Raw genomic sequence first — 22,568 nt, forward strand, 5'->3', positions numbered from 1 at the left:
GACAAACAGCAAGAAACCGGTTTACGCCGGCTTTTTGCTTATTATGGTGACGTGGCCAAGTGGTAAGGCAAGGGTCTGCAAAACCCTCATTCGGCAGTTCAAATCTGCCCGTCACCTCCATAAGACTGTGATAAAAAAGATGTCATAGTCTTTTTTCTTTGCTGTATCGTCGAAAATCAGCGATTTCGCCAACCGATTTTTGGACACGACTTTACAGTGTTGTCCAACCATTTTAGGGCGGTTTCCCCAACTTGATGCCCACTTTCCCTGCCGCTTTCTGGAATTTGGCAGGGGAGGGGGCAATTTTTTTGAGAAAAAACAGAATAAATCCTGCTGTTTTCAGAATGTTTTCAATTTCCTCGCAGCCAATTTCCTGTTGGCTGCGGGGATTTTTTGTTTTTCCAGGCAGTTTTCAGTTTGTTTTCAGGTTTTCCATTTTATACCTATTATAATAAGGAGGATTCTCACCATGAGCATCATTATCGGTATTGACCACGGCTACTATGCTATCAAAACAGCACACTGCTCGTTCCCGGCAGGACTGACAAGCTACGGAGAACACGAACCCTACACCCGCCAAGGACTCTTAGAGTTTGGCGGGTGCTTTTTTGTTTGTGGCTCCGGGCGGCAGCCTATCCAGCGGGACAAAACTGTAAACGACAACTACTACCTGCTGACACTGGCAGCTATCGCAAAGGAGATTCAGCAGCGCGGTTTGCCGCCCGAATGCTCGGTGCGCATTGCGGCGGGTCTGCCGCTGACCAGTTTCGGACGCGACAAACCCAAGTTCAAAGATTATCTGCTGCGAAGCAAGCAACCTGTGAATTTCCGCTTCGAGGGCGTGGAGTACAGCATCACCATCGAAGAAGTTGCTGTCTTCCCACAGGGCTATGCCGCCCTCATGACCGAAACCGGGCTGTTGCAGGACGAGCCGTCCATGCTCCTCATGGATCTCGGCGGCTGGACGGTGGACCTTATGCGCATAGACAATGCCATTCCTGTGGCCGACACCGCGCACAGCTTGGAACTCGGCATGATCCGCTGCGTAGATGACATCCGGGAGCAGGTGCGGCGCGAAACCGGGCTGTCCCTCACGGATGCCCAAATCGAAAATATGCTGGCGGGTCAGCCATGCACGGTCAGCGATACGGTGCGCGACATTGTGAACAAACAAGGTCGCAAGTACACAGAGCATCTGCTGTCTGCCACTATGGAAGCCGGCTTCGACCTGCACGCCATCCCCGCCGTGCTATTGGGTGGCGGCGCATCGGTGGTGAGCCGCCACCTCAGCCCCAAAGACGGGCTTTGTAAGACGATTTTCCTGCTGGACGACAAAGTGAACGCGGTCGGATTCGAGCGCGCGTTGACCGCCGTGTCGCGCCGTAAAAGCGAGGCATGAAACGACCGCAGTACGTTTTCCGTCCGAACCTTAGCGACCCGCAGCACCGCCGCGTGTGGGCGTTGCTGCAGCAGGTGCCGCCTGCCAAACGCAAAGAGTTTCTGGTGCAGAGTATCCTTGCGGCAGAACAGACGGATAGGCTGGAGAAAAGCATCCGCAAGGTGGTGCGGGAGGAGTTGCAGGCAGTCAACATAACCAACGCTGTTCCAAGCCCACTGTCAGAGAATGCTATACCAGACTCTGCGCTCGATTTCCTGAATTCACTGTAGGGGGTGATTCCAATGTTTTAATAATAGGTAGAAAAGTAGAAGGCAAAAGGAGGTTTATACATTATGAACGGTAAAAAAATCTTGTTCGGTGCAGCCTGTGACAGGCTGCTTTTGTTTTTGATGAGGGGCGCCTATTAAGCACCTTCGCAGATGCGGCAAACATCCCCATCGGGAGTTGTGCCCTTGATCAAGTTCGTAGATATGTTCTCCGGCATCGGCGGTTTCCGCGAAGGACTGACCCGTGCCGGGGGCTTTACATGCGTAGGGCACTGCGAAATCGACAAATACGCCAACCGCAGTTACAACGCCCTGTTTGACACGAAGGGAGAGTGGTTCATTGAAGATGCCCGAAAAGCCGACCCCAGCACCATACTGCAATCACGAAACACTCGGTCAGCTTACCATCCGTAAGCTGGGCAACGTCTTGACCGACTACCAAGATGGACAGTTCATCTACACGCAGGACAACCTCGCAGGAGCGGTGTACGAAATTCACGCTGCAGCCGACATTGCCACACCCGACCGCCAAGGTACCTACTGGTACAAATCCGGCGATTTGGTGGCAACTATTACCACCGGCACGGAAGGTCAGGTGGATGAAGTAAAATTCAGCCCCACCCGCACGCAGGCAACCTATGATTTCTTGAAAGTTTCCCATGATGGCACCAAAGGCGAAGTGGCTGTGACCCTGCCGCTGGGCAAGTACACCATTACCGAGGTTCAAGCACCGTATGGTTTTGTGCTGACCCAGCAGAGCTACACTGTGGAATTCGGCTGGGACAACCAGAAAAATGACATTGTGCTGGCAAAAACTATTGTCAGCCACGAGCAGGACGGCGACAAGGAATGTTCGTACAGCATTGTGAATGTCAAGGACGCCTCGAATGCCCACAAGAATGGGCAGACGCTTGTGTTTGAAAATGCCCGTGTGCTGCCTGTTCCCGAAAAGCCCGGCGATAAGGTCAGCAAAATCGGTGTAGGCATTTACAAGCAGGACCGAGAGGCGCTGACCTATCTGCCCGGTGCGGTGTATGAACTCTACACCGTGGATGACATTTATTCCGCGGACGGTACAAAGCTGCTGGACGCCGGTACAAAGCTGGCCACCGGCAGCGCCACCAATGCCAGCGGCTTTACTTGGTTTGATGTGGATGTGCCGATTCGCGGCGAATATTACATTGACCCTGCAGGTCCGCGAAGTACCAACCGCGAGAACAGCGGCAGATACCGAATTGTCGAGGTCAAGGCCCCTGCCGGGTATCTGCTGGACAGCACCCCTATGGAAGTTACCTTCACCTACGAAGGTCAGCAAATCGCGTGGCAGGTCGTGGACGGAACAAACACAAACCTGCGCACCACCGTAGCTATCTCCAAGCAGGACATCACCAACAGTAAAGAATTGCCCGGTGCAAAGCTGGAAATCCGTGATGCAGACGGCAATCTGGTAGAGGGCTGGACCTCCGGCAAAGTGCCGCACACCGTGCGAGGTCTGGAACTTGAAAAAGAGTACACCCTGACGGAGAAACGTGCCCCGGACGGCTATGCCGAAGCCGAAAGCATCGTGTTCAAGCTGGTGCAGGAAGGTACAGAGCAGGTCAATAAGGTCTATGTGAAATCCAACGATGATTGGACAAAACTGGATGAGGCCACTGTCATCTTGCAGGATGCGCCTGTGTTGGATATCGACAAAACGGACATTGCTTGCAATCTGCTGCCGGGCGCTACGCTGACGATCCGTGATGCAGACGGTGAAGCTATTGACACTTGGGTGACAGATTACAAAACGCATCGTGTTCCCATTTCGGATGAATTTATCAAGCTGTCAGGCGAAGCCAAAGAGTACATCTACACCCTGACCGAAGATGCCGCCCCGGCCGGCTTTGAAATTGCTAACTCGGTGCAGTTCAAGTTGGAAACCGTTGATGACGGGATTTTTCTTTTCGTCCGCGAAAATGCGGATGCCGAATGGGTGCGCGCCGACAAACGCCTGATTCAGATGATAGACGAAGCTACGCCCCGCGAGGACACGCCAACACCAACCCCTGCTCCCACACCGCAGCCGACGCCCGCTGCAACCCCGGCGCCCACTCCTGTTCCCACGCCGGTTATTACGCCGCGCAAGGTGCAGACCCTCCCGCAGACAGGAGATGGTTTCCCGCTGCTGGCTATCGTGGTCGTTTCCCTTGCGTCTGCGACAGGTATCGTGCTGCTGACCGTTAAGCGGAAAAAAGCGCTGAAAGAAACTTCTGATGAGGAGGATGCCGATGAAAGTTCTGATCGTTGAACCCGGAAAATACCCCCGCGAAGCAGACATTGAACACACCCTTGAAGCCGAGCAGGCAGTTGTCGGCGGCACCATCGAGGTCGTGTATCCTTGGCGGGACCGTGTCGGCATTGTCTGCAACGACAACGGTATTGCAGAAAACCTGCCGCTGAACCGTATGCTGGGTGACTATGACATTATCCATGGCACATTTTTCATCTGCGGTCTGACCCGCGATGATTTTACCGACCTTACGCCCAAGCAGATGAAGCACTACGAGGAAATGTACCACGATCCGCAGCTGTTTTTTCTGCTGGGCAAGACCCTGTGTGTGGAACACACTACGCCGGAAGAATACGCCCGTGTTATGACCCCGCCGCCGAACACAAAAGAAAGCTACGAAAGATAAGGAGAAAGTACCTATGAACGACATTTTTGCAAACACCGAAACCATGCAGGAAAACGAGCATCCTCGCTTTTACACCGCAGAATCCGTTATGCGCGGGCATCCCGACAAGCTGTGCGACCTCATTGCCGACAGCGTGCTGGACGCCTGTCTGCAGCATGATCCCGCCAGCCGCGTGGCTTGTGAGGTCATGGCAACCCACGGTCACATCATTGTGGCGGGCGAAATCACGACCAGCGCTAAGCCGGATGTATTCAACATCGTCCGCGACACCCTGCGCGATGTCGGCTATGACCCGAAGGCGTACCAAATCGACTGCTACATCCACGACCAGAGTCCCGACATTGCGGGCGCTGTCGAGCCGGAATTGGCTGAGGGAGAGGACGAGGACACCCTCGGCGCGGGCGATCAGGGCGTTATGGTCGGTTACGCCTGCAACGAAACACCCGAATATCTGCCGATGCCTGTGGTTGCCGCCCAGCGCCTTGTGACGCTGCTGGAAATCTCCCGCATGACCGGCGTTATTCCGGACATCGGCCCGGACGGCAAGGTGCAGGTTACGATGGAATACAACGGTGATACGCCTGTGCGCATCACTACGGTGGTCATCTCTGTGCAGCACAAAGAGGATACCGATATTGACAAACTGGCGGATCTGCTGGACGAGTATGTGTTCCCGCTGGTCTTTGACGGTATGCCCGCCGATGATGCGGAAATCATCCTGAACCCCAGCGGAAAGTTTGTGCAGGGCGGCCCGGATGCCGACACTGGCCTGACCGGGCGCAAGCTCATGGTGGATACCTACGGCACCTTTGCGCCCCACGGCGGTGGTGCGTTCAGCGGAAAAGACCCGACCAAAGTAGACCGCAGCGGCGCGTATATGGCGCGGTACATTGCCAAAAACATTGTTGCTACACACCTTGCAACACGCTGTCAGGTGACGCTGGCGTATGCCATTGGGCAGGCCGAGCCGGTTATGGTGGATGTGAATACGTTTGGCACCTGTGACGCCTGTGAAGATGATTGTTTGGCTGCCGCCGTGCGTAAGGCGTATGACCTGACCCCGGCTGGCATTATTAAGCAGCTGAACCTGACGAACCCAATCTACAAATATACAGCCGCAGGAGGTCACTTTGGCCGCAAGGATTTCCCGTGGGAAAAGGTCGATAACATGAGCGACTTTATCTCTTACATTCAGTAATGCCCGGCGTAACACAAGAGCAGATTGCCGCCGCCAGACGGATGTCGGCGATTGAATTCTTACAAAAATATCGCCCCAACTCGCTCGTGAAAAGCAGCGCCCGCGGCGAGTACCAGTTGGCCGAGCATGACAGCTTCAAAATCAACGCCGAGTCGAGCGTCTGGCACTGGAAAAGCCGGGACATTGGCGGAAAGTCTGCATTGAATTACATGATTTATGTGGAGGGTGTTCCATTTGTGGAGGCCGTCCGGCTTCTATGCGAGGAAAGCCCGATGTACATCCCCGTGCAGCATGAAGCGGTGGAGCGCGAGCGCCCGCCGTTTAAGCTTCCACGAAAAGCTCCCACCAATGACCGTGTAACGCGGTATCTGCTGGGGCGCGGCATCTCACTGCCTACCATCCGATACTGTATTGAGAGAAAAATTCTGTACGAAAGTGCAGAATATCACAACTGTGTTTTCTTGGGCAAAGACCCGCAGGGTGTGCCGAAATATGCTGCTCTGCGCGGTATTTATGACTATGGGAAACCGTTCAAGAGGGAGGCTCCCGGCAGTCAGAAACAGTACGGATTCTGCATCCCGCCGATGCAGCCCGGCACTACCGTGGCCGTGTTTGAAGCCGCCATAGATGCCATGGCCGAGATGACGCTCTGCGGCGATGCTGCAGATAAATACCGTTTGTCGTTGGGCGGGGTTTCATCCTCCGGCAAAGAACCGCTGGCCTTGCAGGAATTTCTGCGCCAGCACCCGGAGATCACCACGATAGAACTGCGGCTGGACAACGATGCCAAAGGGCGCATGGCGAGTGTCGGCATTCGGAAAATCTACGCTGACCGATACACCGTGCATGACCTGCCGCCCAACATCGAGAATGGAGATTACGCTGATATGGCAAAAAACAATCGGATGGCAAGAACTGCCGCCCACCGCGCAGTTTGCCGATAGAGAGAGATCAACATGAAAGTCAGAAATCGTTCGCCCACTTACAGGGCATAAACAGGAGGTAAATCGTTATGGCTGTGTTCCGTGTACAAAAGACGCAAAATTATACCATTATGTCCAACCATCATCTGCGCAACAAGGCTCTTTCGCTCAAGGCGAAGGGGCTTTTATCTTTGATGCTGTCTCTGCCCGAAGATTGGGATTATACCACGCGAGGGCTGTCAGCCATCTGCAAAGAGGGTGTGGACAGCGTGTGCGCCACCGTGCGCGAGTTAGAAGCAGCGGGTTATATTATCCGCCGCCGCATCCGCGACAAGAACGGTCAGATGCGCGGTATGGAGTACACGGTTTTAGAGCAGCCACAGCCCCCGGAACAAGGTCCCGAAGAAGCAACGCCTAAGTGTGCCCAACCAAAACAGGCAAAGCCAAAACGGGAAAAACCTGTACAGGCAAATCCTGCACAATTAAATACTAAAGAACAAAAGAAAGAAATAACTAAAAACGTATCTAATCCTATCCGCACGGCAGACGAACGGGAGCAGTATCGGGATTTGATTCGGGAAAACATTGAGTATGACATTCTGGCAAAGAACAATCCGGCAGATAGGATTCGATTGGATGAGCTGGTGGAACTCATGCTGGACACGGTCTGTTCCAAACGCAGCAGTATCCGTATTGCGGGGGACGAGTTTCCGACAGAGGTAGTGAAGTCCAGATTCCTGAAACTTGAAGCTCAGCATATCCAGTATGTGCTGGACAGCCTGAAAGACAACCCGCCGCATATCCGCAATATCAAGAAATACTTACTGGCGGCGCTTTACAATGCGCCGCTGACGATTGAAAACTACTACGCCGCGCAGATCAACCATGATTTGTACGGCAGAAACCGAGGTGATGTGAATTGGAAATGAAGTTTTATTCTCCGCTGACTGCGGAATTTTTCCCAGATGAACCTGACTGGGAGGACGAATCTTACAACGAGTACGAAGGCTATCCAATGGACGGCCATGACCTGCTGCAATACGCAGACGCTGTTGATGAGGCTGTGAAAAAGGACATTGCAGATTTCAACGGTGACCTGATGCAGTATTACCACGAGGACGATTCTGTCCGCAGCAAGGTGGTAAGTGCTGTGCCGTCTGCTGAAATTTGCGGCAACAAACTGTGCGGGTGTCTGACCGTGGAACTGAAAGAAGCTCTGCTCGATGATGAGCAGACCGTCCTGTGCAACTACATCTCCGGCCAGTACAGTGACGGCTGGGGTGAGGGCTTTGAACAGAGGGATATTCGTGTGGAGGATGGCACGTTGGCTGTTCATTTCTGGCAGGAAGATGGATTCAAGATGACGCCAACTTTTGAGAAAACTCAAGAGCAGGTGCAGATGACCCAGCGCCCCAAGATGAAATTGCTTGGCGAGGACGGCAACATTTTCGCCATCATGGGTCGCGCCTCCCTGCTACTGAAAAATGCCGGGCAGAGCGACAAGGCCAAGGAAATGTGTAACCGCGTTATGTCCTGCGACAGCTACCACAAAGCGCTCAACGTTATCTCCGAGTATGTCGAAACCGAACTGACGCCCAAAACCAGAAACAAACCGAACCGAGGTGACGCCCGATGAGGATGAAAAAATACGAAATCACCGACATTGCCCACCCGGACAACCCGAAACTGCACCGCATCCGGGCGCTGACCGATGTGGGTACAGATGTTCACAAAGGTGATTTGGGCGGCTTTGTCGAAACCGAGGATAATCTCGACCAAGAGGGCTTTGCATGGATTGGCAAAGATGCCATTGCCTGCGAGGATTCGTACATCGGCGGAGATGCAATACTTGCGGATTCCGCCGTGGCAAGGGACTCCGCCTATGTCGGAAACAACGCGGTTATCGCTGACCATGCCGTAGTGCAGGACAACGCCATTGTTTGCGACGGATATATTTCCGGCAATAGCTGCATCTGTGGCAATGCCATCTTAAACAGCGATGAACAAACGCGCTGTGCGCCCATGATTGGCGGCAACGCCCGTGTCTATGGGGAACTCACCGGCAATGTGGTATGTCAGGGCAGTGCGATAGTGCTGCCAGGTGTAAAACTTTACAATACCACGGCGGACTGCTTTGTCCTGAAAGATGACACTGTCAGTGTTGTGCCTGCCCAGAGGCCGAAAGTCACCGCATCAACCGCGCCAAAAGAAACAAAACACCACGAAAATGAACGCTAAAACGAAAGGAAGATGCCTTTGACGAACACTCCCGAAACGCTCAACATTCTCACCCCTGATTTCCGGATGCCCGAGCACTGCGGCGGTGACCGCTGGTCGATCCTGCACGGGGATTCTTTGCAGATCCTCCGCCAGTTTGAGCCGAACAGCTTCGATGCCATCATCACCGACCCGCCCTATGCCAGCGGCGGCAGCAGCCAGACCACCAAGAACCGCAGCACCAACGAAAAGTACAGCAGCATGAGCAAAGAAAAGGCGCTGCCCGACTTCGATTCCGACCAGATGGATCAGCTGAGTTGGATGTTCTGGACGGCGGCATGGCTGCAGGACGCCCGCCGCATTGCCAAGCCCGGTGCGCCCGTCTGCCTGTTCATCGATTGGCGGCAGCTGCCCGCCATGACGCTGGCTTTGCAGTGGGCGGGCTGGACCTGGCGCGGTGTAGCCGTGTGGGATAAAGTCGCCAGCCGCCCGCAAAAAGGACGCTTCCGCCAGCAGTCTGAGTACATCGTGTGGGGGTCCAACGGCAAAATGCCGCTTGAGAGAAATGTTGGGTGTCTACCGGGCGTGTTCCGTTACCCGAATCCCCAGAACCGCATCCATGTCACCGAAAAGCCCTTGCAGCTCATGCGGGATGTGGTGCAGATCTGCGAGCCGGGCGGGCGCATCCTTGACCCCTTTGCCGGGGCAGGCACCACAGTACTGGCCGCTGTGCAGGAAGGCTATGAGGCTGTCGGCATCGAAATGTCGGACGCCTACTTCCAACGCAGCACCGAACGGCCGAAAACTGTCCTTGCAGCCGATGAAAATGCCGAGTGAATCAGTTCTGATTCACTATTTTGCAAGAAATACCGAAAAGTGAATCAAATCTGATTCACTTCCGAAATTCAGAAAGGAACCACGAAAATGAAACGACCTTGGGCTTTTATCTGCGCCAGCGAGGGCGCAACCTCCAAACACCTGCGCAATTATTGCCGTGAGGTATACCTGCTGGGCTACCTGCCGGTATGCCCTAAATTGCAGGACAGCCAGTATTTGGTGCTGGAAGATGCCGTAGAACGCAGCGAGTACACCGCTATTGTAAGGGATAAGCTGCTGCGCTGCCCGATGCTGGTGGTCTGCAGCCGCAATCAGGATGCAACCACCAACGCGCAGATCGGTTTGGCACAGAAGTATAACCGCATTGTCACGACCTTGGACGGTTTGAAGAAAGCCGTTTCGGAGGGCAACGACCTTGTGTCATGAACCGTTTTGCGGGGTGTCGTGTTTTGCTAGCATAGCGTCTGGTCGACCAGACGCACATTTTGGGGATGCCCCAAACCCCTGCCGTGCGTAAACGCAGATTTGTTGTCTCATTCCATGTCGATGAGAATGAATTATCATTCTTGAATCGGCAGGTTGCGGCCAGCAGTCTGAACCGAGAGGAATACCTGCGCACGCTCATTGCAGGAAAAGCAATCCATCCGCGCCCCTGCACGCACCATGCCGATCTACTCCGCAAGGTGGCAGGGCTGTGCAACAATGCAAATCAGCTTGCCCATCGTGCCAACAGTACCGGAACAGCAGGGCAGGGGAGTGTGGATGAAATGACCCGGCTAACCCAAGAGGTCTGGCGGGAAGTAAAAGAAAACTGGTAAAGGAGTCACTATGAAAAATGGCTTACACATCCGTGATCCCTGTGCGCCGCCTTGACCGCACAGTGGACTATGTACAAAACAAATCAAAAACGACACCGAAATCACTGGAAGAAGCTGTGGACTATGCGGCAAACCGGGATAAAACCGAATCAGCCTGTTTTGAAACAGGACTGGGCTGTACAACCACCAGCGCCTTTGAAGATATGCGATTAAATACGCTTCGCTGGCACAAAGAAACCGGTGTGCAGGGATACCATCTTGTCCAGAGTTTTGCAGAAGGGGAGGTAACTCCAGAACTGGCGCACCAGATCGGTGTCGAATTTGCAGAACAGCTATTGCTTGGGAAATACCAAGCAATTGTGACAACGCATTTGAACACTAAGCATTACCACAACCACATTGTATGGAGCGCCGTTAGCTTGGAGGATGGAAAGAAGTACCACAGCAACAGTAAAAGTTACTATACCGAAGTACGCGCCCTTTCAGACGCGCTCTGCCAAAAGTATGGGCTTTCCATCATTGAAACACCGGAATCGCTGCGAGGAAAGCGGCAATATGAAAAGTGGAGGGCGGAGGAAAACAACCAACCCACATGGCGCACTGCCATCCGGCAGGATGTGGACGAAGCAATTCAACAAAGCCTTACATGGCGGCAGTTTCTTAACGCGCTGGAGCGCAATGGCTATGAGGTACGCATGGGGCGCAAGTATCCCATCCTGCGTCCGCCCGGAAAAGAGCGCTTTGTTCGATTCAAAACGCTGGGCAAGAGGTATACCCCCGAAGCAATCCAGACGCACATCCTGTATCCACGAAGCTACCGCCCTTATGTGGAAAATCCACCAACAATCCAACATGGCCGTCTGCGCAGCGGCAAGCCACGCCGCAAGTTGACCGGCCTGCGGGCGCTGTATTATCGTTACCTGTACGAATTGGGTGCGCTCCCTCGCAAGCCGCGCCGTCCAAGTTATGCCGTGCGGCAGGATGCCTACAAGTTGGACCAGCGCATCCGGCAGATGGAGTTTTTATCTAAGAACAACATTGACACGCTGGCACAGCTGGAAACCTACCGACAAGCCAAGCTGGGTGAAATTGTCCAGCTCACTGCAGAAAGAAAATCGCTGTACAAAACAAACCCGGACAGCCCACGCATCCAGCAAGTCAACACAGCCCTAAAGCAGCTTCGCCAAGAAGAACGCCTCTGCCGCAAAATTGCAGAAAATTCAATCGAGGTGCAGCAGCACCTCACCGAAGCCCGCCGTGACCGCGCCGAACAACAACAGCGCGAACAGGAACACGAGCGTGACCTCCGCCCCAACATTGATTTGACACTATAATCTTGAAAGGAAGGATGCCCATGAAATACCCCAACAAAGACTACATCGAACACCTGCGCCGCAAGTACCCGCCCGGCACGCGGCTGCAACTCAGCTGTATGGAAGATGAGATGGCCGTGCCTCCCGGCTCTATGGGAACCGTTGATTTCATCGATGATGCCGGACAAATCCACATGAATTGGGACTGCGGGCGCAGTCTTGCCCTCATCCCCGGCGTGGACTCGTTCAGCCGCTTGCCCTCGTCCAAAGAAAAGGCCGGTGATGCCAGATGAATTACGGCTCTGAACCCGCAGACCAGGTCGTCCGCTACTCGCTGGAGGGTGCAGAGTTTGCCCTGCGCATCTCCGGCACCGCTGCGAAAAACTTCTTTATTTTCGCACAGGCAGTGCTGCACGACAGTAAAAAGACCCACGGCAAAACGCACCTAATCCGTTTGCTGAAAGAGCAGAAGCCGCTGAAATTTTTCACGGTAGACAAAGACCGTATGCACGATTTTGCCCGCGCCTCCAAGGCGCATGGTCTGCTGTATTGCCCCATCCGTGACAAGATGGACCCCGACCACATTGAGATCGCCATTTTACAGGATGATGCTTCCAAGGCCAACCGCATCATCGACAAGCTGCAACTTGCTGTTGTGGACACCGGCACGGCAGAACTTATCGACACCGTACAGCAGGAGCGCAGCGAGCCTACCCCGGAAACCGAGCGCGTCCAGACCGAGGATGGCGCGGTAGAATTTGAGGTCGGCGCAGACGAGGAGCAGTTCAACATGGGTTTTCCGCAGGGCTCGGAGAACGCCAGTCCGTCCGAGCCTTTCTCCGACAGCAGCAAATCTTTTGCAAACTCGCCGTCGCCGCGCGCCGATCAGCTTCGGGCCAAGGGTGAGCGCCCCAGCGTGCGCATGGAATTAAGCGACATCACCGCCTACCTGCGCCGCAAGGTTGAGCCGCCGAAAAACCGTATGCCTAGGATGCCGGTAAAAATCAAGCGAAAGGAGAAAACACTGTAAATGGACCTGAATAAATATCTCAACAACGTAGCGCCGTCAGAACCGCAGTATTCTAAGGAAGAATACGCTGCCATGAAGAAAACCGAGCGTGAAGCGATTTGGGTGCAGGTGGATGCCCGCATGGGTGAGGTACTGGCAGATGCCCCGGCCTTGCAGGAATTTCTCAACTTCATGTCGCAATGCCGCAACTCGCTGCCGAACCAGCTTTTGCTCTCCGGCCAGAACGCCGACATCACGGACGCCCGCACATTCCAGCAATGGAAGGATGCCGGAAGGCATATCCGTACCGGCGAGGAAGGTTACACGGCCATTGTGGGGCAGGTGTACGAGAATAACGGCCGAAAGGCTTCCGGGTATAATATCGGCAAGGTGTTCGACATTACACAGACGCGCGGCAGACCTGTGCCACCGCCCGCTAACTACCAAGTGGATGAACTGGTCGCCGCGGCCATCGAGAGCAGCCCGGTGCCGATCCAAATCTCGGACAGTCTGCCAGACGGCATCCAAGCGCAGTATGTTTCCAAGAACCGCACGATTTATGTCCGCAACGGCATGGATGCAGGCACGACGCTGTGCGCCGTCGTTCGGGAGTGCGCACAGGCAGATTTTCACAAGGATTACACCTACAACCGTCAAGCCTACGCTGCGCCGAGTTACTGTGCCGCCTACATGGTCGCACATCGGTATGGGCTTGACACCGCCGCTTTCAACTTTGACCGCGTGGTTGCCTTGTACGGCAATCTGGGCAAAGAACAGCAGCGGGGCTTTCTGACGGATGTGAACATCGTTGGTGGTGGGCTGCTGCGCAGTCTGAGTCGCACGCTGGCTGTACAGTCCCGCGAACCGCCCACCGCAGAATACGCTGTTGCCGTGCCGTCTGCCAAGAAGCAATCTCGCCAGCGGGAGCGCGGCTGATTGTTTTCCGTTTGTTTTCAAATGACGGATAGCTATTGCGGCGGTTCTATGATATGCTGTGAGCAAAGGATGGTGAAAAACAATGACAGAACGTAAAGTTAAACTTGACCGTGCCAACAAAAGCATCCTGCTCCGGGCGCTGGGTGATGTCTACTACGGCCAGCGCGCCAACGGCGGCAGCACCGAAGTTACCGGGCGGCTGATTCTTCGGGTGAACGATCTGCCCGCAGGCGGCAAGCTGACGCTGTCAGCAGCAGAGTATCGGCTGGCAAAAGCAGCGCTCAACCAGCTGCGTACCCAGCGCTTGGCTGAGGGCGGCTATACCGATGCCGTGGATGACGCGCTGGCGCGGCTGCTCCACGCCCACACCCCGCTGCTGCTCTGGTGAAGAAGATGCAGAACTGGCAAGAGAACATTCCTATGACGAAAGATAAGTTTTGGAAGATCATTGATAACGCCAGAGCCATAGTACCAGCGCTGGAAGCCGAACCGCTGCGGGAATCCCTGTACAAGCAGCTTTTGAAGCTGTCCCCGGATGAATTAGTCGGCTTCGACTGCGCGTGGCAGGAATACCGCAGGATAGCAAACAGCCCGCAGTTGATTGCCGCGGCCTGTATCATCAACGGCGGTACCTCGGATGACCGATTCGACTATTTCAAAAATTGGCTGATTCTGCAAGGACAGTATGTCTTTCGGCAGGCGCTGAAAGAGCCTGATGCGCTTGCCGAGTTCAAGATTCCGTTCAACGACACTGAATGGGAAGATTGCGGGTATCTAACAAGCTTTGCCTTTGTGGGCAGAGCATTGCCAACCTACTTTACACAGGAAGGTATCGCCAAGGAACTGCGCCGCAAATACCCCACTCTGTTACAACCCCCTGGAGCCTTGGATGCAGAAATCATGCGTGTGCTGCTTTATCCGAACCGTAAGCAGGAACAGGCATTTGACCGCTACCTGCTCGGCCTTGAAGTACAGCACTACATCGACATCAGCGGGCTGGACAGCTACGATAAGTTTTATCTGGAACACATTTCATGCAGGTGGGAGTGGGATTATCTGAGAGAAAGTATCCGCGAGGAAACGCCCCAACCACGGCAAGGAAAGCTAAGCCCTGACATTGCCAGCACTCTGCCCAAACTTTGGAAGAAGCGGCTGGCGTGGGATGCGGAACAGCGAACGCGCCTGCACCATCGCGGTGAGGAAAGGTAGTCCACCACGCCGGGAAGAAAGAATCCTTGGTGGGTCTGGCTGCTGCCGTTGCCCCTCGTCTGGTGGGCGGCACTGGCGGTGGCTTGCCGCTGGCAGCCGGGCATGAGGATAACGGCTCTGCTGGATGCGCTGGACAGCGCACTGGCAGAGCCGTTTGATCTGTCTTGGAGCAGCGACAGCCTGCGCTTTTTGCTGGTGTTTACGGTGATTTATGCGGTAGCGGTTATCGTGGCCGTGACGGATCAGAGGAATACCCGCCCCGGTGCGGAGCATGGCTCGGCGGCGTGGGGCGATGTGTTCCGCTTGAACAAGTTCTACATGGACAGGCGAGGGCCGAATCTGCTGCTGACGCAACATTTCCACATCGGGATAGATGGCTACAAACACAAGCATAACACGAACATCCTCATTGTCGGCGGCTCCGGCGCAGGCAAGACCAGAACCTATGGTGTGCCGAATGTACTGGAATGTGCCTGCTCTATGGTAATTACAGATCCCAAGGCTGAAATTTTGCGTAAGACCGGCAATTTGCTGAAACAAAAGGGATATGAGGTACTTGTTTTTGACCTCATAAACCCTGCCGCATCGTTCTGTTACAACCCTTTTGTGTATGTGCATGATGACCGTGAAGTGTTGACTTTGATAGAAAATCTGATTCAAAATACCACGCCACCCCATGCGCAGAGCAGCGATCCGTTCTGGACCAAGTCCGAAACAGCCCTGCTCCAAGCCCTCATGCTGTACCTGCTGCACGAGGCTCCGCCCGAAGAACAAAACTTCTCTATGGTGATGGAGATGATAGCCGCCGCCGAAGTCCATGAGGACGATGACAACTACCAATCTCCGCTGGACATCCTGTTCGAGCGCTTGGAAATGCGTGAACCCGACAGCATCGCTTGTAAGCAGTACCGCATTTTCAAACAAGCGGCTGGCAAGACCGCAAAATCCATCCTCGTCAGCGTGGGTGTACGCTTGGCTGCATTCAATCTGCCGTCCATCGCCAAGCTGACGATGACGGACGAACTGCACTTGCAGGAATTGGGCGAGCGCAAAATCGCGCTGTTCTGCTGCATCCCGGATTCGGACAAATCCCTCAACTATCTGGTCGGTATGATTTATACCCAGCTAATCCAGACGCTGTACCGCCAAGCAGACCGCGTACACAAAGGACGCTTGCCTGTGCCGGTGCATTGCCTGATGGACGAGTACGCGAACATTTCTTTGCCGAAAGATACATTCCTGTCGGCGCTGGCCACTATGCGTTCCCGCGCCATTTTCTGCTCCATCATCGTGCAGAACATGGCGCAGCTGAAAGCCATGTACAAGGACGATTGGGAATCGCTGGTCGGTCTGTGTGATGAGTTTCTCTATCTCGGCGGCACTGAAAAGGAAACCCACAAGTATGTCTCGGAACTGCTGGGAAAGGAAACCATCTCCACCACCAGCTACAACCAGAGCAAAGGCCGCAGCGGCAGTTACAGCATCAACCACCAGCAATCTGGACGCGACCTCATGACCCCGGACGAGGTGCGGTTGCTGGACAACAGCAAATGCATTTTGTTCATCCGAGGGGAGCGCCCTGTGGTGGATTTCAAGTATAATCTGCTCAAACATCCGAACATCCGCTACACCGAGGACGGCGGCGCAGCTCCCTACGACTATACCGCCGCCGGCAATGCGCTGGAGGATCTGCCCGGCGCACCCGAAAATTATGAACTGCTGGATATGGACGATTTTCTGCCCGCCGAAGCGGCAAAGATGAAGCCAACCATACAAAGAATTCGGAGGCCCAAATGAAGCTGAATCATAACAAAAAATACGTGAAAATTTCTCTCAATTTGTTTGCGCTGTACGCCGTCATGGTGTGCGGCGTTGTTTTTGCCCTGCCCGCCTTTGCTGCCAGTGACCCGTTGGTGGTCGTGGAGAATCTCTCCACGTTCATCTTTTCGCTGATTCGCGCCGTGGGGCTCATCCTGCTTGGGTGGGGCATTGTGCAGGTCGGTCTGTCGTTGCAGAGCCACGACCCCAGCCAGCGCAGTCAAGGTTTTTTGACGCTGGCGGGCGGTCTGGTGATTACCTTCGCCAAGGAAATCCTCGACCTCATTACCGCGTGAGGACCGCACCAAGAGGAAAGGCGGTGATGCCCTGTGGGTGAGTCATGGATCGTCAGCAACTTAAACGCCGCGCTCTCCACATGGAACGACAAGCTGGCGGAAATCTGGTCGCTGCTGACCGAAAGTCCGCAGACATTCAAAGGCGGGCAGGTCTGGGGCGTTATGACCGGCATCCACGGTGCGTTGCAGGCAATCGGTTATGGGCTGCTGGTGCTGTTTTTTGCCGTAGGCGTTATGAAAACCTGCGGCAGCTTTGTGGAAGTCAAAAAGCCTGAACACGCGCTCAAGCTGTTCATCCGCTTTGCGCTGGCCAAGGGTGCGGTGACGTATGGGCTGGAATTGATGCTGGCGGTGTTCTCCATCGTGCAGGGCATGGTGTCCACGATTATCACCCAATCGGGCAGCTCCGGTATGAGCAGCGTATCGCTGCCGCAGGAGTTGATCGATGCCATCAATAACGTGGGCTTTTGGGATTCCATTCCGCTGTGGGCGGTCACACTGATCGGCGGGCTGCTGATTACGGTGCTGTCGTTCACGATGATTCTGACGGTCTACGGCAGAATGTTCAGCCTGTGGATGTACGCCGCCATTGCGCCGATACCGCTGTCTACCTTTGCGGGTGAACCCACCAGCAGCGTGGGCAAGAACTTTATCCGCAGTTATGCGGGCGTTTGTTTGCAGGGCGTGGTGATTGCCTTGTCCTGCATTATTTTCTCCGCCATTTCGTCCAGCCCGCCCGCCGTGGATACCGGTGCATCTGTGGTGACGGCGGTATGGACTTACGTTGGGGAACTGGCGTTCAACCTGCTGGTGCTGGTGGGAGCAATTAAGGGCTGTGACCGCATTGTTAAGGAAATTATGGGATTGTAAAGCAAAAGCGGCGCACCATTATGGTGCGCCGCAAATATTATGCCTGATGATAGAGAATCCATTCCAGCAAATCCACTGCCTTTGCACGACCGCTTGCAATTTGCAAAATAATGTCAATCAGTTCTTCCTGCGTGTAGTCAAGTTCAATTCCGTTAATTGCCAGAAAAACCAGCATAACGTGGGCGCCGATGCGCTTGTTGCCATCCGTGAATGGGTGATTGCAGACTAAGCCAAATCCAAGCTGTGCCGCCTTTGCCTGTACGGATGGATATAGATACTGCCCGCCGAATGTAGCAAAAGGAGCATTCAAAGCAGATTCCAATAAACCATCGTCACGGACACCGGCAGTGCCGCCAAATTCTTCCAGCAAGGCATCGTGCAGTTGCAAAACCTGTTCCTTGCTCAGCGTTTTCATTTGGCAAGTACCTCATAGGCTTGCTTGTTTTTGGCAATCAGGCGCTTGGAGATTTCGAGAATGTCCTCGTCTTTCGCCTGTTGCTCGTCCTCGACTTGGCTGAACTCCATTAGCACATAACGCGGGACATTATTCTTTAAGATGACCGCCGCGCCGTTCTCATCAACCATCCGTGCTACACGGGAAAAATTCTGGTTGGCCTCCGTGATGGATACAAGATTGTCTGTGTTAATAACCATAATTCAACGCCTCCTTTACATATAGTATACACGAATTATAGGATGAATTCAACCTATTTATTAAAGAAAGAAGGAATGCAGTATCGAAATCAAAATACCGAAAGAAGTCCGCGACTACCACGAAAATATCTTTTTCGGGCTGAATACGCGGCAATTCATCTGCTCGGTGCTGGCGGTCGGTGTTGCAGTAGGCATTTACTTTGCCTTGCAGCCGTATGTCGGCACCGAAGAAATCGGCTGGATGTGCATTCTGGGTGCCGCACCCTTTGCCGCCTGCGGGTTCTTCACCTACCACGGCATGACCGCCGAACAGGTGCTTTGGGCGTGGTTCAAGTCTGAAATCCTCTGCCCGAAACGCCTTATGTTCAAGTCCGACAGTTACTACTACGAAGCCATGCAGCCCGCCATCCGTGCGGGCATGAAACGAAAGAGAGGCAAGCCTATGAAGAAAAGCGAGGATAACGCTTGATTAAAACCCTGTCAAAAGCGCAGAAGATGGAACGCGAAAAGTTCCGTATTCCGCTCAGTGTACAGGACGCCATCCCCATCCGCCGCATCTTTGCGGATGGAATTTTCCAAGTCGGCAACCAATATTCCAAAACATGGTCGTTCACCGACATTAACTACGCCATCGCCAGCAAAGAGGACAAAACCAGTATGTTCCTTGATTACTCGGAACTGCTGAACGCCCTCGACTCCGGCGCATCGGCAAAAATCACAATTTACAACCGACGCATCAACAAGGCCGAGTTTGAGCGCAGCGTCTTGCTGCCAGACAAGGATGACGGGTTGGATGAATACCGCCACGAATTCAACCAGATGCTGACCGCACAGGTCACCGGCACCAGCAACAGCATTGTGCGGGAGCGTTATCTGACCGTAAGCGTGGTAAAGCGCAACGCGGACGAAGCCCGCAGCTACTTTGCCCGCGTCGGCACGGATCTGGTGACGCACCTTGCCCAGCTTTCCTCGGTGGCGCAGGAGTTGACACTGACCGAGCGCCTGCACATTTTCCGCGACTTTTTCAAGGGCGGGGAACAGGCTGCGGCGGAGTTCAATATCCACGAACACGCCAAACGCGGGCAGCATTTCAAGGACTGGTTCTGCCCCGACAGCATGGAGTTTTCCGCCGACCATTTCAAGCTGGATGCCCGCTATGGTCGGGTGCTGTATTTGCAGGACTATGCCAGCTACATCAAGGACAGCTTTGTGTCGGAACTCTGCGACATTGACCGCGACTTGATGTTATCCATCGACATCCTGCCGGTGCCGACGGACGAAGCCGCCCGGCAGCTGCAAAGCACACTGCTGGGAGTGGAAACGAATGTAGCCAACTGGCAGCGCCGCCAGAACGCCAACAACAATTTTGCCGCGACAGTTCCTTACGATATGGAACTCCAGCGCAAGGAAACCAAAGAAATGCTGGACGACCTGACCACCCGCGACCAACGAATGATGTTCGGGCTGGTGACACTGGTGCATCTGGCGGACAATAAGGAGCAGCTCGACAGCGACACCGAAACGCTCTACTCCACGGCGCGTAAGCACCTTTGCCAGCTTTCGACGCTGCGCTGGCAGCAGAAGGACGGGCTGGACACGGTGTTGCCGTATGGTCTGCGAAAAATCCAAGCCCTGCGCACGCTCACCACCGAAAGCACCGCCGTGCTGATTCCGTTCTGTGCGCAGGAAATCATGCAGCCGAACGGTCTGTATTATGGGCAGAACGCCGTCAGCAAGAACATGATCGTGGCGGATCGCCGCTTGCTGCTGAACGGCAACAGTTTTCGTTTGGGCGTGTCTGGTTCCGGCAAGAGCATGAGCGCCAAGGAAGAAATCGTGCAGATCGCGCTTTCCACCGAGGATGACATCCTCGTCTTAGACCCCGAAAGTGAGTTCAACTACCTCACCGAAGCCCTCGGCGGCGAGGTCATCCGCATCTCGGCCACGTCCGATACTCACATCAACGCGCTGGACATGGATCGCGCCTACGGCGATGAGCGCAATCCCATCGTCAGCAAGTCGGAGTTTGTGCTGTCGCTGTTCGAGCAGTTGATCGGTGACGGCATGGTGACCGCGAAAGAAAAGTCCATCCTCGGTCGCTGCACCGAGCAAGTGTACCTGCCCTACATCCGCAACGGTTATAAAGGCACACCGCCCACGCTGCAGGACTTTTACCGTCTGCTCCAAATGCAGCCCGAACCCGAAGCGCAGGGGCTGGCGCTTTCGTCCGAGTTGTTCATTACCGGCACGCTGAACACCTTTGCCCGGCACACCAATGTGGACACACAGGCGCGGATCATTGCCTACGACATCCGCGAATTGGGCGAGCAACTTATGCCGCTGGGGATGCTGGTGACGCTGGATGCGATTTACAACCGCGTGATTCAGAACTGGAAAAAGGGGCGCAGAACGTGGATTTTCTGCGACGAGTTTTACATTTTGTTCCGCTACGAGTACAGCGCCAATTTCTTCTACAAACTGTGGAAACGCATCCGCAAGTACAACGGACTTGTGACCGGGCTGACGCAGAATGTGGACGAACTGCTGCGCTCCGACACCGCCCGCCTGATGCTGGCAAACTCGGAGTTTCTGGTAATGCTGAACCAGAGCGCCACCGACCGCGCGGAACTGGCGAAGCTGCTGAACATCTCCGACAACCAGCTGGGCTACGTCACCAACGTCCCCGCAGGCTGCGGGCTGATTCGCTGTGCGGGCAACATCGTGCCTTTCACAAATTCTTTCCCCAAAAATACTAAGCTATATAAATTGATGTCGACCAACCCATCTGAGAAAAGGGAGTAAAGCCATGCAACACAAAAATAGAGGACCGCCGAAGCGGTCCACAGGGATGCTACAAACTGGAAGTTGTCAAACAGCGTTCGTTGTTTCGCTTTGTGGCATTCGTAGGTATGATTGAGAATTTCGGACGGCTCCTGATGCAGTAGCCAGTCCCGATATTTGTCCTGCTCGGCTTTCATTTTCTCATAAAGGCGAGCGTTGTAATCTGTTTCGTTCATAGCGAACACCTCCTTCAAAATAGAAATAGCCGCCTGATTTCTTTTGAAAACCAAGCGGCTATGTGTGTGGTTTATTCTGTTGTTAAAACAAGGCGCAGGATGCAGAACGGCGGGATCAATTCATATCGTTATTATCCTTAATGCCTTCGTTCATTTTTTTGATCTTCCTTTTCCACACAGAATACTGAGTTACCCAAGCAGCGAGGAAGATCGCTACGAATATGCCTACATAAGACAGAATTCCAGCGGTCGAATGGGGCATCCAGTTGGCAAAATAAGAGATAGGGAACATGATCACGCAAGCAATTGCGAAGTAAATCCCGCTTTGCTTTGCAAGGCTCCACGAATCGATCTCCCAAATAACAGAAGCCATTGCAAAGCCTGTGCCCATTATTCCGCTCAGACCGGTTTGAATGAGAACTGCATTTAGTTCGCTCCCCATTTTATTCACAAGCTCCGGAGTGACCGGATAGAAGAAGCCATCCCCAATGCAGATTGAGATAATCACCGTAATGACATATCCGATTGCAATGCCAACAGGGAAACCAATTACACCTCGTCCAATCAGTTTTTTCTTCATTTCTGCCACCTCATATTCCTAACAGTTGTTTGATTCTGGCAACGGATCGCCGTGAAACATAAGTAACCGTACCGTTTGAAAGCGTGATGCAAATTGTCCCGACAAAGCTCAAATCAAAGCTCTTGACCTTTCTCAGATTGATAATATCCGAGTTTGATATTCGGACAAAAGTCTTGCTGTCAAGCCGTTGTTCCGCCTCGTATAGCCTCAGGCGGAGCGCATACTCGCCGTGATTTGTCTCGGCAAACACCTTACCTGATTCGGCAAAAACACGGTAGATTTCAGACGGTTCCAGAACCTCGACCACATCGTCCCTGAAGCCGGCAATGACCTGCGGTTGCTCGTCTGACAGTCTTTTTATGATTGCATTGACTTCATCGGTCATTTTGTCCGTCATCACGATGATTTTTGGCTCTTTGCATTTTTCGTCTATCTTGATTTCAATTTGCATCGGTTCACCTCCTCGCTACGGTTACAGTATAGGAAAATCAAGAACCGATTTCTACCGATGCTCGATAGGTGGTTGTTTTAAG

The 22,568-nt window shown here is 53.9% G+C and carries 28 protein-coding genes, 1 tRNA gene and 1 pseudogene; 25 read left to right on the forward strand and 5 right to left on the reverse strand.

Going from position 1 to position 22,568, the window contains the following annotated elements; genetic code table 11:
* Positions 1-45 precede the first annotated feature (45 nt).
* From PG062_RS09520 to PG062_RS09630, 23 genes are all read left to right on the forward strand, one after another.
* A tRNA-Cys gene (locus PG062_RS09520) sits at positions 46-120 on the forward strand.
* Between the two features lie 349 nt (positions 121-469).
* The gene (locus PG062_RS09525; protein ID WP_270752108.1) at positions 470-1,399 is read left to right on the forward strand and encodes a ParM/StbA family protein; all 930 of its coding nucleotides are present in this window, start codon (positions 470-472) and stop codon (positions 1,397-1,399) included.
* Positions 1,396-1,668 carry a plasmid segregation centromere-binding protein ParR gene (locus tag PG062_RS09530; RefSeq protein WP_270752109.1) on the forward strand — a complete coding sequence of 91 codons (273 nt, stop codon included), beginning with the start codon at positions 1,396-1,398 and terminating at the stop codon, positions 1,666-1,668. The genes PG062_RS09525 and PG062_RS09530 overlap by 4 nt, the downstream gene beginning before the upstream one ends.
* A gap of 183 nt (positions 1,669-1,851) precedes the next feature.
* On the forward strand, positions 1,852-2,079 hold the full coding sequence (locus PG062_RS09535; RefSeq protein WP_333559404.1) for a DNA cytosine methyltransferase: 228 nt from the start codon (positions 1,852-1,854) through the stop codon (positions 2,077-2,079).
* Positions 2,012-3,952, forward strand: coding sequence for a SpaA isopeptide-forming pilin-related protein (locus tag PG062_RS09540; RefSeq protein ID WP_270752175.1), 1,941 nt, complete (start codon positions 2,012-2,014; stop codon positions 3,950-3,952). Before PG062_RS09535 ends, PG062_RS09540 begins: the two co-directional genes overlap by 68 nt.
* Entirely contained in the window at positions 3,933-4,340 is a 408-nt protein-coding gene (locus PG062_RS09545) for a DUF3846 domain-containing protein (RefSeq protein WP_270510891.1), read from the forward strand. Before PG062_RS09540 ends, PG062_RS09545 begins: the two co-directional genes overlap by 20 nt.
* A gap of 13 nt (positions 4,341-4,353) precedes the next feature.
* On the forward strand, positions 4,354-5,538 hold the full coding sequence (gene metK / locus PG062_RS09550) for a methionine adenosyltransferase (protein ID WP_270752110.1): 1,185 nt from the start codon (positions 4,354-4,356) through the stop codon (positions 5,536-5,538).
* On the forward strand, positions 5,538-6,482 hold the full coding sequence (locus tag PG062_RS09555; protein WP_270752111.1) for a DUF3991 and TOPRIM domain-containing protein: 945 nt from the start codon (positions 5,538-5,540) through the stop codon (positions 6,480-6,482). Before metK ends, PG062_RS09555 begins: the two co-directional genes overlap by 1 nt.
* Positions 6,483-6,550: 68 nt before the next feature.
* The gene (locus PG062_RS09560; RefSeq protein ID WP_270752112.1) at positions 6,551-7,390 is read left to right on the forward strand and encodes a DUF6017 domain-containing protein; all 840 of its coding nucleotides are present in this window, start codon (positions 6,551-6,553) and stop codon (positions 7,388-7,390) included.
* On the forward strand, positions 7,387-8,097 hold the full coding sequence (locus tag PG062_RS09565; protein ID WP_270752113.1) for a hypothetical protein: 711 nt from the start codon (positions 7,387-7,389) through the stop codon (positions 8,095-8,097). Before PG062_RS09560 ends, PG062_RS09565 begins: the two co-directional genes overlap by 4 nt.
* A 2-nt stretch (positions 8,098-8,099) precedes the next feature.
* Positions 8,100-8,699 carry an LbetaH domain-containing protein gene (locus tag PG062_RS09570; RefSeq protein ID WP_270752114.1) on the forward strand — a complete coding sequence of 200 codons (600 nt, stop codon included), beginning with the start codon at positions 8,100-8,102 and terminating at the stop codon, positions 8,697-8,699.
* A gap of 66 nt (positions 8,700-8,765) precedes the next feature.
* Positions 8,766-9,515 (forward strand): DNA-methyltransferase, encoded by a 750-nt coding sequence (locus tag PG062_RS09575; RefSeq protein WP_333559410.1) that lies wholly within the window; start codon positions 8,766-8,768, stop codon positions 9,513-9,515.
* Positions 9,516-9,602: 87 nt separating this feature from the next.
* Positions 9,603-9,941, forward strand: a complete 339-nt coding sequence (locus PG062_RS09580; RefSeq protein ID WP_270752118.1) for a hypothetical protein — start codon at positions 9,603-9,605, stop codon at positions 9,939-9,941.
* A gap of 83 nt (positions 9,942-10,024) precedes the next feature.
* Positions 10,025-10,333, forward strand: a complete 309-nt coding sequence (locus tag PG062_RS09585) for a plasmid mobilization protein (RefSeq protein ID WP_113999134.1) — start codon at positions 10,025-10,027, stop codon at positions 10,331-10,333.
* Between the two features lie 17 nt (positions 10,334-10,350).
* A complete protein-coding gene (locus PG062_RS09590; protein WP_270752119.1) occupies positions 10,351-11,667 on the forward strand; it encodes a relaxase/mobilization nuclease domain-containing protein in 1,317 nt (438 codons plus the stop codon).
* 20 nt (positions 11,668-11,687) lie between these two features.
* Complete coding sequence (locus tag PG062_RS09595; RefSeq protein ID WP_270752120.1) at positions 11,688-11,939, forward strand: DUF4314 domain-containing protein; 252 nt, start codon at positions 11,688-11,690, stop codon at positions 11,937-11,939.
* Positions 11,936-12,676: a PcfB family protein gene (locus PG062_RS09600; protein WP_270752122.1), complete on the forward strand. Its 741-nt coding sequence runs from the start codon at positions 11,936-11,938 to the stop codon at positions 12,674-12,676. The genes PG062_RS09595 and PG062_RS09600 overlap by 4 nt, the downstream gene beginning before the upstream one ends.
* Positions 12,677-13,591 (forward strand): ArdC family protein, encoded by a 915-nt coding sequence (locus tag PG062_RS09605; RefSeq protein ID WP_270752123.1) that lies wholly within the window; start codon positions 12,677-12,679, stop codon positions 13,589-13,591.
* Positions 13,592-13,673: 82 nt separating this feature from the next.
* A complete protein-coding gene (locus tag PG062_RS09610; RefSeq protein ID WP_270752124.1) occupies positions 13,674-13,979 on the forward strand; it encodes a hypothetical protein in 306 nt (101 codons plus the stop codon).
* Positions 13,980-13,984: 5 nt separating this feature from the next.
* Positions 13,985-14,800, forward strand: a complete 816-nt coding sequence (locus tag PG062_RS09615; protein ID WP_270752177.1) for a DUF4240 domain-containing protein — start codon at positions 13,985-13,987, stop codon at positions 14,798-14,800.
* A gap of 39 nt (positions 14,801-14,839) precedes the next feature.
* On the forward strand, positions 14,840-16,597 hold the full coding sequence (locus tag PG062_RS09620) for a VirD4-like conjugal transfer protein, CD1115 family (protein ID WP_408611411.1): 1,758 nt from the start codon (positions 14,840-14,842) through the stop codon (positions 16,595-16,597).
* The gene (locus PG062_RS09625) at positions 16,594-16,914 is read left to right on the forward strand and encodes a hypothetical protein (protein ID WP_270752127.1); all 321 of its coding nucleotides are present in this window, start codon (positions 16,594-16,596) and stop codon (positions 16,912-16,914) included. The genes PG062_RS09620 and PG062_RS09625 overlap by 4 nt, the downstream gene beginning before the upstream one ends.
* A 33-nt stretch (positions 16,915-16,947) precedes the next feature.
* Entirely contained in the window at positions 16,948-17,784 is an 837-nt protein-coding gene (locus PG062_RS09630; RefSeq protein WP_256273105.1) for a VirB6/TrbL-like conjugal transfer protein, CD1112 family, read from the forward strand.
* Positions 17,785-17,821: 37 nt separating this feature from the next.
* On the opposite strand, the gene PG062_RS09635 is transcribed toward PG062_RS09630, so the two are convergent.
* Positions 17,822-18,199, reverse strand: coding sequence for a type II toxin-antitoxin system death-on-curing family toxin (locus tag PG062_RS09635; protein WP_270752128.1), 378 nt, complete (start codon positions 18,197-18,199; stop codon positions 17,822-17,824).
* Complete coding sequence (locus tag PG062_RS09640) at positions 18,196-18,438, reverse strand: type II toxin-antitoxin system Phd/YefM family antitoxin (RefSeq protein WP_078785336.1); 243 nt, start codon at positions 18,436-18,438, stop codon at positions 18,196-18,198. The genes PG062_RS09635 and PG062_RS09640 overlap by 4 nt, the downstream gene beginning before the upstream one ends.
* A gap of 82 nt (positions 18,439-18,520) precedes the next feature.
* Here PG062_RS09640 and PG062_RS09645 point away from each other — a divergent pair, with 82 nt between their 5' ends.
* The gene (locus PG062_RS09645) at positions 18,521-18,907 is read left to right on the forward strand and encodes a PrgI family protein (RefSeq protein ID WP_270752178.1); all 387 of its coding nucleotides are present in this window, start codon (positions 18,521-18,523) and stop codon (positions 18,905-18,907) included.
* Complete coding sequence (locus PG062_RS09650) at positions 18,904-21,240, forward strand: VirB4-like conjugal transfer ATPase, CD1110 family (RefSeq protein WP_408611410.1); 2,337 nt, start codon at positions 18,904-18,906, stop codon at positions 21,238-21,240. Before PG062_RS09645 ends, PG062_RS09650 begins: the two co-directional genes overlap by 4 nt.
* Before the next feature lie 98 nt (positions 21,241-21,338).
* Here PG062_RS09650 and PG062_RS09655 read toward each other — a convergent pair.
* From PG062_RS09655 to PG062_RS09665, 3 genes and pseudogenes are all read right to left on the reverse strand, one after another.
* Positions 21,339-21,455 (reverse strand): annotated as a pseudogene (locus PG062_RS09655) (DUF3848 domain-containing protein); the annotation flags it as partial.
* 115 nt (positions 21,456-21,570) lie between these two features.
* Positions 21,571-22,035 carry a DUF3021 domain-containing protein gene (locus PG062_RS09660; protein WP_270752129.1) on the reverse strand — a complete coding sequence of 155 codons (465 nt, stop codon included), beginning with the start codon at positions 22,033-22,035 and terminating at the stop codon, positions 21,571-21,573.
* Between the two features lie 10 nt (positions 22,036-22,045).
* Positions 22,046-22,486, reverse strand: coding sequence for a LytTR family DNA-binding domain-containing protein (locus PG062_RS09665; protein WP_270752130.1), 441 nt, complete (start codon positions 22,484-22,486; stop codon positions 22,046-22,048).
* Between the last annotated feature and the right edge of the window lie 82 nt (positions 22,487-22,568).

It is taken from the genome of Gemmiger qucibialis (assembly GCF_027689445.1).
GTDB classification, from domain to species: Bacteria; Bacillota; Clostridia; order Oscillospirales; family Ruminococcaceae; genus Gemmiger; species Gemmiger qucibialis.